This window comes from Shewanella sp. MF05913, assembly GCF_059758095.1.
The window spans coordinates 26237-41614 of the sequence record NZ_JCAYNT010000010.1; the positions used below are offsets into that span (position 1 = coordinate 26237).

Consider the following 15378-nt stretch of genomic DNA (forward strand, 5'->3'; position numbering starts at 1 on the left):
TGACTTCGTCACGGCTAGGTTCTAGGGCGACCTTCTGTCTGCTAGGACGACCTTCGGTCTTCGAGAACGCTGCGCTGCTAGGACCTAGAAGGACGCAGTCCGCTCTCTGGCGAGCCTGCGAGTTCCTAGAATCTAGATCTTAGAACCTAGAAGGACGCAGTCCGCTCTCTGGCGAGCCTGCGAGTTCCTAGAATCTAGATCTTAGGACCTAGAAGGACGTCGTCCGCTCTCTGGCGAGCCTGCGAGTTCCTAGAACCTGCGCATGCGCACTTTTTATTTTTGGAGTTTTTATGAGTCGTAAGTATTTTGGCACCGATGGTGTGCGCGGTAAGGTGGGGACTTTCCCGATTACACCTGATTTTGCAATGAAGTTAGGTTGGGCTGCGGGTAAGGTTTTAGCCTCTACCGGTACTCAGGAAGTATTGATTGGAAAAGATACCCGCAGTAGCGGTTATATGCTTGAATCAGCCATCGAGGCCGGTTTGTCTGCCGCTGGTGTGAATGTGGCATTAATTGGCCCGATGCCAACGCCTGCAGTGGCGTATTTAGCTTCTACTTTTAGAGCGGATGCGGGGGTGGTGATCAGTGCATCACATAATCCTTTTTATGATAACGGCATTAAGTTTTTCTCCAACTCCGGCACTAAGCTCAATGATGAGCAAGAGCTTGAAATCGAAGCGTTACTCGACCAGGCGTTAAACCATAATGCGATGCAGTGTGTGTCTTCTGAATTATTGGGTAAAGTACGCCGTATTAACGATGCAGCCGGTCGCTACATTGAGTTCTGCAAAGGCGTATTTGCTAAAGACTTAACCTTAGCAGGGATGAAGATTGTGGTTGATAGCGCCAATGGTGCGGCTTATCACATTGCGCCAAATGTGTACCGCGAATTAGGCGCAGAAGTCATTAGCATTAATGATAAACCCAATGGCGTAAACATTAACGATCACTGCGGCGCGACACACTTGGACAGCTTACAAACCGCGGTGATGATCCATGAAGCCGATTTGGGTATCGCACTTGACGGTGATGCTGATCGACTTATGTTTGTCGATCATAATGGTCATGTAGTGGACGGCGATCAAATTTTATATATTTTGGCTAAATCCGCTAAACAGCAAGGTACCATGAGCGGTGGTGTTGTTGGCACGCTAATGTCAAATCTTGGGCTTGAGATAGCTCTTAAAGAAATGGATATTCCCTTTAGACGCGCCAAAGTGGGTGACCGCTATGTGGTTGAGCAATTAAAAGAAACCGGTTGGAAATTAGGTGGTGAAGGCTCAGGTCATATTTTACATTTAGACCACGCTTCTACCGGTGATGGTGTTGTCGCATCGCTCTTAGTGCTGCAGGCTTTATTGCAGTCGACTCAATCATTGGCAGAGTTCGCCTCTGGTATGAACAAGTTGCCACAAGTATTACTTAACGTTCGTTTAACCGCTAACAATGCCGATGACATTATTGCGTCAGAAGCGGTAAAACAAGCCGTGATAGAAGCGGAAGCTGTTTTAGGTAATAACGGCCGAGTGTTACTGCGTAAGTCTGGCACAGAACCGCTCATCCGTGTGATGGTTGAATCAACCGACCCAGAAATGTCGCAAGCGCAAGCTGAATCGATTGCCAAAGCTGTTTCTACCGCAGGTGTTTAAGACGTTTAATTTTTACTCGTTGTAGACTTACCGGTGCCACTATCTTTAAAGGTAGTGGCATTTTTCGTTTAAAGTTCGAAACGTTCAATTTCAATCGATGGATATAATTTAGGCATTGTCATAAGTCAGCCTGTTGATCTTAGACATTTTAATACCTGAGGTATTAATATTACACACAGAGTACACTTGGTTTTCAGTCGCTAATTTCTGAATTTATAGTATTAATTATGGTAACCCACCCACTTTTAACCGCAGTTAAAAGTAGAATCAAGGCCGCCATAAGTGGTGGTTTGCCATTATTCGCTTCATCAGTAATGCCTAGGACACTGGAACAGCGCAAGCAGGAAAATGCTGCGCTTTTTCTACAACACAGCACAAAGCGCAGGAGCGTAATAATCAACCTCATCCCGATTTTTGTGGTGTGACGCCAACGCAAATGGCTAATTGGCTTTATGCTGTCAACGCCGATGTAAAACTGACCCACTTATCGGCGTTATCGCCGAAGTAAAATTAACCCACCTCATTAGATAACCAAGACAGAAAGAGGACGATTGTGATGAGGACTCAAGTCGCCACGACTTAGTTTATGACTTTCATAACGTCTGGGCGTTGGTAGCCGCTGGCTGGTATCAGATGAACTTACGCGATGATAATGCGCCGTGAGGTGATAGCGGGGTTCGGTGAGCGCTATTCCCCATGCGCTTTTAGCCTAATTGCTTAGTGAATGCCGTTTGTTACCCATAAAATCTTTGTATGTTTTCTATACTAATAGTATTATCTGAGTAAATATGTACTCATTAATGGCTTTTTTATGATTTAATGAGTAGTAGGTTACTCGTTAGGTGTTTAGGAGCTCTTATGGAACATTTGACCATTCAGGCTTTCACCAATGGCCAATGGAGAGGTATTGCACAGCTCTCTTTTCCTGAAAGCGAACAAGGTAATTATCGACTTACCTCGTTAGATTACGAGCAAGATTATGCTTTGGCTGAGCTAGATAAAGACGACATTCACGCTGTCTCTATAAACCACCCCGTTAGCTTATTTTTTGATGAACCAATATGGCTGTACTTTCTTGACGACATTATGCCTAGCGGTGCAAGCCGACGCTATTGGCTTAAGTACCTTGATATCGCTGATCTGAGTGTAGATGAGCAAAATTTTGTATTGCTGAAATATGGCACGATTGCGCCAGTAGGTCATTTGCGAGTCAAGGAGTCGTTGCCGGAGCGCTCCGCTATTGCTGATAAGCTGACGTTCACCGTTGGCGACGTCAAAAATAGAGCATCTGACTTCTTAGATTATGCGCAATATCGAGGTGCGGCAGCGGGTGGTGCAACGGGAGCTGGTGGCGAAGCGCCCAAGCTGTTATTACGTTGCGACGATGAACAAAAGATCTGGATTGATAGTTATCAGGATGAGTCACAAAACCGAGACCTTCATTATTTGGTCAAATATCCGAGAGGCTCTCTGTCACCAGTTGATTGCGATATTCTGCGTGCTGAATACCACTATTATCACGAGCTGACAGACATGGGCTTTGAGACAATCTCGACTGCAAACATGCGGCTCGAAGAAGGGCATTCCTATCCCTCACTGTGGCTGCCGCGTTTTGATGTCTATTACAATGAGTTAGGCCAACAACGTTACGCAATGGAGTCGGTTTATTCGATACTTGGCAAAGGTGCGGGCGTTACCCTAGATCACGAACAAACCTTAAGAACGCTGATCGATAAAATTACTCACAGCCATATGGTCTTAGAGCAAGGCTATCAGTTTGACGTACGCGCGTTTGTGCTTGAGTGGGTGCGGCGAGACTTACTCAATATCATATTTGGTAATAGTGATAATCATGGCCGTAATACAGCGTTTCTTAAAGACGATGGTTGGATAAAACTGGCGCCTATCTATGACTTTGCACCGATGAAAGCTGACCCTGAAGGGGTGGCCAGAACCACAAAATGGGAAGCGCTGCTCGAAGTCGGGGGAGAGTATGACTTTCAAGGCATTGCTGACACTCTCGCTGATCTGGTGCCTGCTCAGGAGCTGATGGCAGCGTTAAAGCTCACGGCCCAGCAATGTCTCGACTTGAAGCAACGGTTAATTGCGCGTGGTGTGCCTGAGCGGATCATCGACATGCCTGCAATTGGCTTTACTTATATTGAAGACAAGCTAACTCGTTGGGGGTTGGTATGAGTGATAAATCATCTACTACGGAAACGGCTAAAGAAACCATTGCCCGTCTTAGAGCGAATCGACAGCAACGGAGTGAGGTTGCTACTGAAGTGCCGCAGCGTCATCAATCTCAAAACATTCTAGAGGCTCAAACAAAGCAAGGTGCTAAACGAGCCTCTAAGCAATCCGGCGGCGTTAGCACGGTCGAGCGAAAGCGTGCGATTCATGCCATTACACAAAGGCTTTTACACGGTGAGCTAACCCAAGGACAAGCGCTTAAAACGCTGCGAGTCGAGGTGTTAGGGCTCACACAAGACCAATATGCAAACTTGGTTAAAGTGTCTCGTAAGACTCTTTCTGACGTTGAGAATGATCGTGGTAGCTATAAGACAGATATTCTGAATCGATTGTTTAAGCCCTTTGGCCTTAAGGTGGGGATTGTGCCGATCTCTACTGGCGTCACTTGGCTTTTATGATGAAAAATGAGACTGGATCAGCGCAAACAGGAAAACGCAGCGCTTTTTCTACCATAATAAGAAGGGACACAACAATGAAGCTTGGTCGTAACGATCTTTGCCATTGTGGCAGCGGTAAAAAATTTAAACGTTGTTGTATGAGCAGCGTTTCCAAGCAACATGCCCAGGTCTTCGATGGTGTCGACGCCATGCTGGCAATGAAACCAAATTTGAGCCTTGATGAACTCAACGCGGCTTTACAGCACAACGTCCAGGATCGCAATAATCAACCTCATCCCGATTTTTGTGGTGTGACGCCAACGCAAATGGCTAATTGGCTTTATGCGCCTTTCGATGAATTACAGTGGGTGACAATCAGCACTCCATACATCCTTTCAGCCAGCCCTGTGATACGTTATTTAACCCTCATTCTTGATGAGGCTATGGCACAAGATGGATCATTCAAAGCCACCAGTAAAGGCAACTTACCGGCTAACTTGGTCAAACAGGCCTGTGAGTTATTACCTGAGTTTGCCGTTTCTCAGTTCCCAACAAATATTAGCATCAGCGAATTTGCGGGCAGTATCGAAGATAAATTCAATGCGTTGCACTACACCCGAGTGCTTGCCGAAGTTAGCGGTATTATTTATCAACGCAGCGGCCGCTACCATGTGAAAAAATCAGCGCAAAAACAGTATCAGGCCGAAGGTATACAAGCATTTTTCAAACCTATGTTAGAAGCTGCAATCAGCAAATATAACTGGGGGTATTTGGACGGTTTTGAATACGATATCGACTTGCGACCCTTTTGGTTGTTTATGCTGTGGCGTATTCAAAGCCACAACAGTGTGGATCTGCTGGTTGAAGAGGTTATGACGGCTTTCCCCGATTTACTACAGTCTTTCCCAGTGGATGATGACTTCTCGCCAGAAAGAAGTTTAAGCATACTCATTGAATCACGTTTTATTAAGCGATTTTTACAGTTTTGGGGATTTGTGACCATTGACCCAAGACGTTATTTAAACGCTGAACCCGTCGCCAGAGTGGTTCAGGTACAGCCTTTGTTAAAACACACCTTTCAATTCACCATTAACGCATAGCAAGGTCATCGTGAGCGAATATCAATATTATAAATTCGAGCGATTGGACGGGCACTTGGATGCTAAGGCACGCCAATCACTCAGAACCGTTTCAAGCCGCGCTGAGATCAGCGCTACGTCCTTTCAGGTGTATTACACCTACAGTGACTTAAAGGCAGAACCCGCTGAGTTGATGTTAAAATACTTCGACATTGGTTTTTACTATGCCGATTGGGGCACAATCGATGCTTACATCAAGCTACCAGCGGGAACTCTACCTGATGCGTTACTTGGTTTTTCAAGTGATGGGTTTCATGTACACGAAAGTGAAGAATGGCAATTGCTGATTTTTTCCCTCGAGGAGTATTATGAATATTTTGACGATGAAAATGCTGACGACTTTTTTCAACTTTTAGCTGGTTTACGCAGCGAGTTAATCCAAGGTAATTGGCGCCTTGTGTACTTTATGTGGCTCAAAGCGTTAGATTGTAATGACGAGCTGGACGCGATACCTTTAATTCAATTCGATTTTGAGCATCTTAGTGAGGAATTACAGGCTTTTGCTGCGTTGTATGATATTCCTCTGGCTTGGGTTAAAGCACTCGCCATGGTACTGAACGCACAACCAAGTCACCAAGCCAAACAAGCCTCGCTTCAGTTTGATGCGTGGCTAAACAATCTCACGGAAGCGGAGAAAAACACGCTATTAAGCACGCTTTTTGAACAAGGCCAGCTAACCCGTCATCAAGCCTTAGCGATGACGCGAAAAGAATCTGCCAACAAAGACGAAACCTATCAGTATTGGTTAACCCCCGACGTGATTTCTCTTTACTTTAAACAAGCTCAAAGCCAATTACAGCAGGAGCAAGCCGCAGCGCTCGCAAAAAAAATGGCGATTGCAAAAGCGGAAAAAGAGAAGATGTTGACGGATCTCTACAATCAGCGTGAGCGCTGCTGGCAGCAAGCACAAGAGCAAGCGGATCGAACTTGCGCCAGTGGTTACGATGCGGCATCACGCTATCTGCATCAGTTGAGCGAAGCCTACCATTTTAAAGGGGATATCACCGCTTTTGAACAGCGGTTTAAGCGATTTATTGCGATCAATAATAGTCGTAAAGCACTGTTAAAGCGTTTGAGTGATTTTCTCTAGAAAATAAAGTTATAGGCTGGTCAAATGTTGTTAGCAAAAATACTGTTAAGTATTGATTGTCTGAAAGGTTGTACATTCACATGTACCAACTGGCACAATTGCTCACTCAGTGTGAGTGGGCAATTTAAAAAACAGTTGATCACCCATTTACGACGCTACAGCTTCTGAGCTCATGAGTTGGTCAAAAGCGTTGCCATCATTGCGAGACGCATTAACGACATAAGGGGCATAGACGTCAAACAGTAACCGTGTATCACTGTGACCCAGTAGCTGTGATATGTAGAGTGGATTTTCAAGGGCAGCGATATGTAATACCGCAGCCGTATGACCAGTTCCATAGGGGCGTCGCTTTTTTAATCCCTCACTTTTCAATGTCGGGTACCATAATGTTCGACTGACATAATGGGTATGCAGTGGTGTACTAGAAGGCTCTGTAAACACAAAATTGTTGCCTGAGCGATTGGCTGCTTTGAACCGTTTAAATGCATCATATACAGTGTTACACATTTTCAGATCTCGACCCGATTTCGGCGTTTTCACATCACATACCACCTCGTTGACCCAGTTTTGCTAAATACGGATCAATCGGTGCTCAAAATCAATATGTTCCCATTCTCATCCATGTACCTCACAACTTCGCATTCCAGTCCAAAACCGGATAATGAAGTAGTCTTCCACTGTTTAGGGACCATCGAAAGAAAACAGCACACTTCGGCAATGATCATGGGGTAGGTAACAAGCACTGCTTTCTATACATTTAGTCACCAAGAACCTAGCGTCAAGGTTGATGAAACGATATCATTCTTGATAATACACTTAATGAAATAAAATAAGTTTAACTACGGTACTCTGCATGACATTAATGACCATTATCGACAATTCTGAACTCAACAAATCTAAAAAACAGTCGCAAAAACTCGAAAAATTGTGGCAAGACGTTGAGAAAAAACAAGCACGTAATCAACGCTATCGCGCTAAGTTAGATGATTTTTATGAAGAGTTTAAACCGCTAATCGAGTCAAAAGAACATGTTGTGTGTGCTGCGACCGGAAAGTGGATCCAACATTTACTCACGTTTGTGCCACGCAAAACGATTAAGGGTAACCAAAGGGTTGAGCTTTATGGTTGGATTGAAGAGGAGCTCACTATACTTGAGGCCAACCCATTTAATCCCATTAGCACAACTGATTTGCGAGAGTTTTTTACTTCGTTATTGATTGATTTTCAATCGACGATGCCAAAGCAATCTGTGAGTGATGAAGAGCTTGAGGCGCTACGGGAAGATCTGTTTGGCATGTTCGGTGAGTGGTTGCCTTTAAGCAACGAAGAGCTTATTGACATGATACATCATCCTGAACGTTTTCAAGCGTATATTCATGACATGCTCAGCCAAAGCAATAATGCAGAAGCTCAAGATGAGCATGAAGATGATGTTGAGTGGGATGAAGCAGCCTGGGACATGGGTGATGACTTTTCATTCGAAAATGATGACTCTGAATTACCGATGAGCACTGCGTTATTTGAAGATAAAGCGATGACGAAACTGTATCGACAACTCGCTAATCAACTTCATCCTGATAAGGAGCAAGATCTTGAGCAAAAAGCCTTAAAGAAAGACTTAATGCAGCTTCTTTCCCAGGCTAAAAAAGATAAAGATGCACTCGCGTTACTCATGATGGCGCAGGAACATTTGCCCGAATATAAACTCATCGCTGACGAGGACATGATAAAGCGAGTTGAAGCCGCGTTATATTTAAAAATAGCATTACTCAACCAAGATCATCAGTTTATGCAGGATGGCAACGACATTAAATCAGAAATTTGGCGTCGTTTTGGTGGTGGCGGAAAGGCGTCGCGCGCAAAAACGTTGCAACAGTATGGCGATCTGCTGATCGTTGAATCCGAAGCATTATACGCTAAGATCAATAACGTCACGACGGTGCAAGCCATGCGTGAACTGTTAAGTCAACGAGTGCATCAGCAGGAATTGAACGACATGATGGGTTTTGGCATGTTTGAAGATTTTCTGGATTAGATTGGGTTGGCTTCGCGCTGTAATAGATTATCATTACGTGACGCTTTTAGCGTCACGTTTATACCTAATCAACTTGTTAGATGCATGTTTCCGCGCTTTTGCGTGTTCAATCTTCATTCGCTAACGGCTAATTCAATAATGGCTCATTCCATCATTTCGCTTGATCCAACCGCCCCCTAAAATGTCACTTACATGTTCAGATGCTAACAATCGTCATGTTAAATAGAGTACAGCAACCTTGAGATTATGGATGATAATTGCCTACTCAATTTGGCCTTTCAAACGCTCTTATGTTTCGAAATTGTTGACACAATCGTAAAATTTGAACAATCGATACAAAATAAGCATGATATCGGTTGAGGTGGAGTTGCGTATACAAGTTGTAGCATGTATAAATAGCTTTACTACGTTATTGCGATAACGAATTTAAGTGTTGTAGCCAGCATGCAACATTAGCAAGTCTACTTATCGCATTCACTTATCGGCCTAAGGTAAAAATTTTGGCCAATAGTGACTACTCACTTTTTTGATAGATTTGAGTAGAGTGATGATTTGAGCAAAGGCTAATGTCTGACAAGTCATAGGGAAGCAGTTAGAAATGAATGGAATCATGATGACGCTCGAGAGCGCCGAAAAAGATCTGCTTGATCAATCTTTTCTCTGGAAATGGAATATTGATGAAAAGCTATTTTACAGTGAACAACTATTAAAGATTATATTTGGTCCTGAAAATCCTGGCGCAGTAAAGTTTCGGTTACTTGTCGATTTGCTGGATAAAAATCAAGCGATTTATTTCAAAAAAATTATTGAAGCGAGTATCTTTTCTAAAGATATTGTGACGAGTCATTTGGTCTTTACCATTGGCGGTGTTAAGTACCTAGTCGAAGTTGCCATTTATTCGAGTAATTTAAAACTTGTTACTGGTAGTCTATTTTTTAAACGTTTATTGCCCTCTAAAAAAGAAGAAGCTTCTATTTTAAATAAGCTTTTTTATCAGTCTTCTCGGTTACTGTTTGTATGCGATGATAAAAATCAAATATTACTGATTAACAAAATGCTTGTTGAGTATCTTGGTTATGAAGAATATGAGGTTATCGGCCAAGATATTAGCGCTTTTATCCATGATAAAAACAATGTATTCAAAGAGTATTTGTTCAATTGTGAAACCAATGGCACCTGGGATGGTGAGTTATTTTTTTACCATAAAGATGGCTCTCACGTAGTCTTTAAAGCTAACATTTTACATTACTCTGACTCTAACAACTGTAACCCACTCAATATTTTTCAATTAAAAAAATTGGACTTTACTTTCTCGGAAATTGCTGAGTTTTCGCAACAAAAGCCTAACTGGGATTGGACTCATAAAGTTGATTTTTTCAATTCATTAACCAACATGCGAGCGTTACGGAGCAATCAAGAGAGTTTAGTCGTTTTTGTTTTGGATACTTATTTTCACTCATCAAAAAACTCGATCTCACCTCGATGGTTAATTGACCAATCTATTCCTAAGCTGAAAAACTTTAAGAGTATCGTTAAATTAGGCTTGTTAAACGATGATCAAATTTGTGGGACTTTTATTTCTTCAAAATTAGTTAAGACTATTCACAGTGATTTAACTGAAATATTCGGCATATTACTGGAAGAGGACCAATTACAATTAGACAACAAAATTCAATGTCATATTGGTGTTTCGATTGATGGTGTTGATGCCAAAGAGAATGAACAGTTATTATCGAATGCACTAGAGGCATTAAAGACATCTTCTGTCGGTTTTAGCTCGGTTAATCAACATAACGTTAAGTATTTTAATCAAAAAATTAATATTCTTAATAATCGCAAGTTAAAGTTAGAATCGGCTTTGCGCAACTGTTTAGACAATAAGCTGATTTATGTAGCCTATCAACCCATCGTTAATGTAAAAACCTTAAAAATTGATAGGGTTGAAGCGCTGGCTCGTTTTAATCTAAACACGTCAATTAATCATAATGTGCAAGAGCTCATCGCGCTAGCAGAGGAAAATGATTGGATTAATATCATTGATAAACAAGTGTTACTCACCGCGATAAATGAGCTCCCGGCTTTGGCTGCTGTGTTAGGGAATGATAATTTGGGGTTGTCGATTAACCGGTCAATGATTCATAGTGCTAAAAACCGTTTTACGCTTGATGACACGCTAGAACTCATTCGTTCGACAGGTATTGACCCAGGCAGAATTACCATTGAATTAACTGAGTCTGCTGTGTTTACCGATAACCAAAGCATTCTTGACGATATTAAACGTCTTACAGATAACGATATCGTGTTGGCTATTGATGACTTTGGCTCTGGTTATACCTCTTTTACTGATTTATCAGTGCTCCCTCTAACGTTAATTAAAATCAATAAGCTCATAACAGATGGGATCGTAAAAGATAAGCAAAAGCGCTTAATGGTGAAAATGTTTACCCAGTATATTCATTCAATGGGAGGTGAAATTGTCATTGAAGGGGTGGAAAGCTTAGATGTTTTTAAGGCTTTAGTGGAAATGGGCGTTAATTATGTACAGGGTTATATTTTTAGTAAACCACTGTCGTTAGTTGAACATGCTAATACCCTTAGTAATATGAATATTATTATAGAAAGGTTGCAGCTTAAACTTCTTGTCAGTGAGATGAAAAAAATACCCACGATTATTGATTTTTTGATGCCGACACCGCCACATGTTCAGCCAGACGATAGAATTGAGTTGTTTATTGATATGCATGACAACAGTGATGTTGTGATGGTGCTCAATAACAGTAAAAGTGTTGGTTATATTTCTCGTCACGACATTAATGCGGCAATTAGTCCTTATGTGAATACTAATGCTGAAACAAAGCATGATCGATTAACGTTAACCAAAAGAGCACATCAAATCCTTACGCCGGTTGAACATACTTGTTTTACCGATTTTTCTGTTGAGTCGTTATTAAAACATTTTTGTTTGTACCCAAAGTCATTGATGGTGGTTACGGGCAAAACAGGGATATTTTTAGGCGCTATCTCAATGGAACAAGTGAAAGGTCATTTGCTAAAGATGATACGTATCTGATTTATACAAAACGTTTTAGTGGAGATGCTCATGGTTTTGCGAACCATGCCCGTAAATAAGCGCCTGTAAATAATTTAGCTGTTTGATTTTGTGTCAGCGTTACGGCTTTATAATGTGTTTCGCTCGACTGTAATGATTAAGTGGTATTGCTTATTGACGCCGCTTGCTTTGGCCGCAGAAGACTATGACTGTGGTTACTTTGAGCGGCGTTATCGACAATATGCTGACTCTCTAAACCAAACACCTTTGAACAACATTTACCGCGTAAATATGTTATAAGCACGTTTTACCGATTTTTACTGCGAGCACAATTGAGACCTATTCGGGGAAATACAATAGAGAGTGATTTAACTGTAAACTTAATGCAATTGAATCAGCTAGTTAAGCCACGTCATTAAACTCTGATGCGACCCTATCGCCTAAAGCATTTAACAGCTCAACTTCTCCTTTAAATACCGCCACGATAATTTTATCCACTTTATATTCCATTGGAATAATCACGCGGCCGTTTACGCCAACCTCAAGGTCGTATAACACTTCTGCTATGGGTTTAATGGCCAGTTCAGCTGGGTAATAAAGTACCGTTATCGTTTGTGTTTTCATTGTTGTATCCATACATTTTCTGGGTATGCCCAGGTGATCCTTTATAATGCTAAAAAGTCTACAACGTCTCGATATTCATGCGATTTGACTCGTCTCAAATGAGCTCGTTAACAGAACAGTATACGTAACAGTTGATAAGGCTGAATCATAATCGTTTAGTCGCATGACGTAAAGGCGATAATGACTTATACCAATGCGCATTAATCAGTGACCACTCCTAATGCGTTTAGCGATTTTTGATTAAGGTGTTGCTATGTCGTCATGGTTGTTCCCTTTTACACCCTCGCAAGTCATCACTTAACGAATTGTAGTTGCTATAGAACGTGACATTACTCGTGATATCGTGTTGATTTTTAGTACTTACTAATAATCCTAATGCTTCCTAATGGCGATTATTGGCCAGCAATACTCACTACAAAGTCTGAGTTGAATCACTCCTTACCGATTTCAATCTCTGTATTTGGCAATAATTTTTGATATTCATTGGCTAAGGCTTGCTTGGCTTCAGTGTCGCCGTGAACGATGCGGATGTGTTTAGGTTTGTGGTGCATGCGTTTAACAAAGTTGATGAGGTTGTGCTGATCGGCATGAGCAGAGTAGCCGCTAATGCTATGAATTTTCGCTTTAATGTCTATGCGCTGTTCATCAATATACACATAGCCGCCTCGAGGTCCGTATTTTTGTATATCACGACCTGTGGTGCCCTGGGCTTGATAACCGACAAATAATACGTCGGTAGTGGCTTTGGCTAAAAAGCGGCTGAGGTAATGACTAATACGGCCACCCGTGCACATGCCAGATGCGGCAATGATAATAGCGGGTTTATTGACTGAATCTAAATAGTTGATCACCGCTAAGTGATCTTGATGGCTGTCGATGGTGGTGAGTTGTTCAAAATCGAGTGGATGACGGCCTTGTGAGAGTTTTTGTTTAGCCTCTTTGTCCCATAAGTCCTTAAATGCACGATATTGTTGGGTAAAATTGGCTGCCATTGGTGAGTCGACAATAATGTCGATATTTTGCCACATTGGGTTGTGCTGATTGCGATAAATAATGTGCTCAAATTCGTATAACAACTCTTGCGTGCGGCCAATGCTAAAAGCAGGGATAAGCACGACGCCATTATCGTTTACCGCTTTTTCGATGATACCTTTGAGCTGTTTGCTGCGATCTTTACGGCCTTGATGATTTTTATCGCCGTAGGTTGATTCAATGACTAAGGTATCTGCTCGGTAAGGGCTTTTAGGGCTGGCAAGTAATGGGGCGTAGGTTGCGCCTAAGTCACCTGAAAATACGACTCTATGCTTGTAGCTTGGTCCTTTAAGGTCAAGCTCAACATAGGCCGAGCCTAAAATATGCCCCGCAGGTTTAAACTTAAGCTTAATTTGCCTAACAGGTTGAGTCGCATTGTTGAGGTTTATCGGCAATGAAACCCATTGGTTATAGTCTACCGGCACAATGAGTTTGTTGAGCTGATTTAAACAGGCCTGGATCAGCTTTTTATCGCGAGTCACGCCCACTTTTAATGCATCTTCAATCACTAATGGCAATAACGCCGCGGTTGCCGTAGTGGCGTAAATCGGTTGGTTGAAACCAGCTGCGAGTAGATAGGGAATTCGGCCAACATGATCGATATGACAATGAGTAACGATTAAGGCTTTTATATTGTCGATGTTAAATTCTATTTGCAATTGATCCGCTGAGTTTTGACCTGCGGTTTCCGCTCCTTGAAATAAGCCGCAATCGATAAGATAGCTACTCGGATGTTGTAGGTTAATGTCGAGTTGATGACAAGAACCGGTGACGCCGTTTACCGCTCCATGGTGAATGATCTGCATGATGAGTCCTTGAATTGAATAAGTCCCTCGTTAACTTAGCAGTGGAGACCGTATTTTGCGAGATAACCATTAACATACGCTGGCAAACGGGGAGTGCATTCACGAGTAATGCTAATGATAATAAGCGCTTACAAATTAGGGCCGGTTGTTCTTTGTTGGTTAAATTTTGTTCGAGTTAAAAACGTTTTAATCGAGGCGAATGGATTGATGCCTAGTCATCTAAGCAAAATTCATTCAACAAAGAGTAAAACGTTTTTAGCCGAACCCTTCGGGCAGCGTTTGTTGGTTATTTTTACTGCGTTATCGACTTGTTATGTAGAATAACTACATCTCGAAGTCTTTGCCGCGCAGTTGTATATGTGAGTAATGGCCAACAATTAGCTGCAAAAATAACCTTGAAAGATCAACAGGCCCTAAGCATGATATTTGGCATTAATTAACCTTGTGTTGTGGTCGTGAATATCCTGTTGTTGATATAATCAGCTTAATTTTTGTTTCTACCCGATGGAATACCAATGTTAGTGTTTAACTGTACCAAAGCGGCTGCAGAGTTTTTTAGTGTGACTCGTAAAGGCGAAGTGTTGTCTTGTTTAGAAGCCGCGCCGCATAAAACCATTGCAGAGTCAGTCGCTGCACCTGTTTTCCCCTTAGATGTTGAACCACAAGAACACGATGGCACTCAATGGCATTGGGTGGTGCACTGTGTGACGGTTAAACGCAAAAAATACTTATTAGTGATGGATTATGTTAGCCGTTATTGCTTGATTTTTTTGGCGACAAAAAAGGGTGATGAAATCGATTTTCTCAATATGTTCGAGAAAATGATGGTATCGAATTTCACGTTTTTAGCCAATAAAAAAGGCGTGGACAGTATCGAAGTTGATTTAGCCTTAGCACGATATCACGATAAATTTACTACCTGTGCATTTCATCCTCGAGGTGATCGCAGCGTACAAGGGCATTTAAACGAGGTTGCCTGGCACTTAGAGCAACAATGTTATGAAGATGGAATGCTATTAATGCCAAACGAATTTATTGATTTTAGCGCCTTTATGGGGAAATTCCCTCGAAATGCAAAAGGGCGCAGTAGCCACTTTTTTGCTAACGATGTGTTTATCGATACCTGGTTACACGATCTTGATGTTCAAGAAGGCCCGGTAGACACCACGAATGTGGTTTACCTCAGCGATTATCGAAAATAGATAGCGATGAATAATAAATAACTCACTAAAAATAATTAACTGGCCTATTAAAAACTGATTTATTACAAGCTGGTTTTTTACGCACTGATTAATTACGCACTGGTTAATTACGCACTGATTTA

General features: G+C 42.0%; 11 protein-coding genes. 8 read left to right on the forward strand and 3 right to left on the reverse strand.

Annotation, left to right across the window (positions count from 1 at the left end; all coding sequences use genetic code 11):
* The first annotated feature begins 290 nt into the window (after positions 1-290).
* From glmM to AC19MV_RS12900, 5 genes are all read left to right on the forward strand, one after another.
* Entirely contained in the window at positions 291-1649 is a 1359-nt protein-coding gene (gene glmM, locus AC19MV_RS12880; RefSeq protein WP_498308037.1) for a phosphoglucosamine mutase, read from the forward strand.
* An 858-nt stretch (positions 1650-2507) separates the two neighbouring features.
* A complete protein-coding gene (locus AC19MV_RS12885; protein ID WP_498308039.1) occupies positions 2508-3845 on the forward strand; it encodes a type II toxin-antitoxin system HipA family toxin in 1338 nt (445 codons plus the stop codon).
* Positions 3842-4300 carry a helix-turn-helix transcriptional regulator gene (locus AC19MV_RS12890; RefSeq protein WP_498298900.1) on the forward strand — a complete coding sequence of 153 codons (459 nt, stop codon included), beginning with the start codon at positions 3842-3844 and terminating at the stop codon, positions 4298-4300. The genes AC19MV_RS12885 and AC19MV_RS12890 overlap by 4 nt, the downstream gene beginning before the upstream one ends.
* A 74-nt stretch (positions 4301-4374) precedes the next feature.
* Positions 4375-5379, forward strand: a complete 1005-nt coding sequence (locus tag AC19MV_RS12895; RefSeq protein ID WP_498308041.1) for a YecA family protein — start codon at positions 4375-4377, stop codon at positions 5377-5379.
* Between the two features lie 10 nt (positions 5380-5389).
* Entirely contained in the window at positions 5390-6508 is a 1119-nt protein-coding gene (locus AC19MV_RS12900; protein ID WP_498308043.1) for a hypothetical protein, read from the forward strand.
* 147 nt (positions 6509-6655) lie between these two features.
* Here the strand turns inward: AC19MV_RS12900 and AC19MV_RS12905 are convergent, their stop codons facing one another.
* Positions 6656-7048 (reverse strand): site-specific integrase, encoded by a 393-nt coding sequence (locus tag AC19MV_RS12905; protein ID WP_498308045.1) that lies wholly within the window; start codon positions 7046-7048, stop codon positions 6656-6658.
* Positions 7049-7361: 313 nt separating this feature from the next.
* Here AC19MV_RS12905 and AC19MV_RS12910 point away from each other — a divergent pair, with 313 nt between their 5' ends.
* Together AC19MV_RS12910 and AC19MV_RS12915 are read left to right on the forward strand one after the other, a co-directional pair.
* The gene (locus tag AC19MV_RS12910) at positions 7362-8543 is read left to right on the forward strand and encodes a J domain-containing protein (protein ID WP_498308046.1); all 1182 of its coding nucleotides are present in this window, start codon (positions 7362-7364) and stop codon (positions 8541-8543) included.
* A 610-nt stretch (positions 8544-9153) separates the two neighbouring features.
* Positions 9154-11613: a sensor domain-containing phosphodiesterase gene (locus AC19MV_RS12915; RefSeq protein ID WP_498308048.1), complete on the forward strand. Its 2460-nt coding sequence runs from the start codon at positions 9154-9156 to the stop codon at positions 11611-11613.
* Between the two features lie 381 nt (positions 11614-11994).
* Here the strand turns inward: AC19MV_RS12915 and AC19MV_RS12920 are convergent, their stop codons facing one another.
* The gene (locus tag AC19MV_RS12920) at positions 11995-12216 is read right to left on the reverse strand and encodes a DUF2375 family protein (RefSeq protein ID WP_432399220.1); all 222 of its coding nucleotides are present in this window, start codon (positions 12214-12216) and stop codon (positions 11995-11997) included.
* A gap of 431 nt (positions 12217-12647) precedes the next feature.
* On the reverse strand, positions 12648-14054 hold the full coding sequence (locus AC19MV_RS12925; protein WP_498308050.1) for an MBL fold metallo-hydrolase RNA specificity domain-containing protein: 1407 nt from the start codon (positions 14052-14054) through the stop codon (positions 12648-12650).
* A 515-nt stretch (positions 14055-14569) separates the two neighbouring features.
* On the opposite strand from AC19MV_RS12925, the gene AC19MV_RS12930 reads away from it, so the two are divergent.
* Complete coding sequence (locus AC19MV_RS12930) at positions 14570-15256, forward strand: DUF6933 domain-containing protein (protein ID WP_498308052.1); 687 nt, start codon at positions 14570-14572, stop codon at positions 15254-15256.
* Positions 15257-15378: the final 122 nt, after the last annotated feature.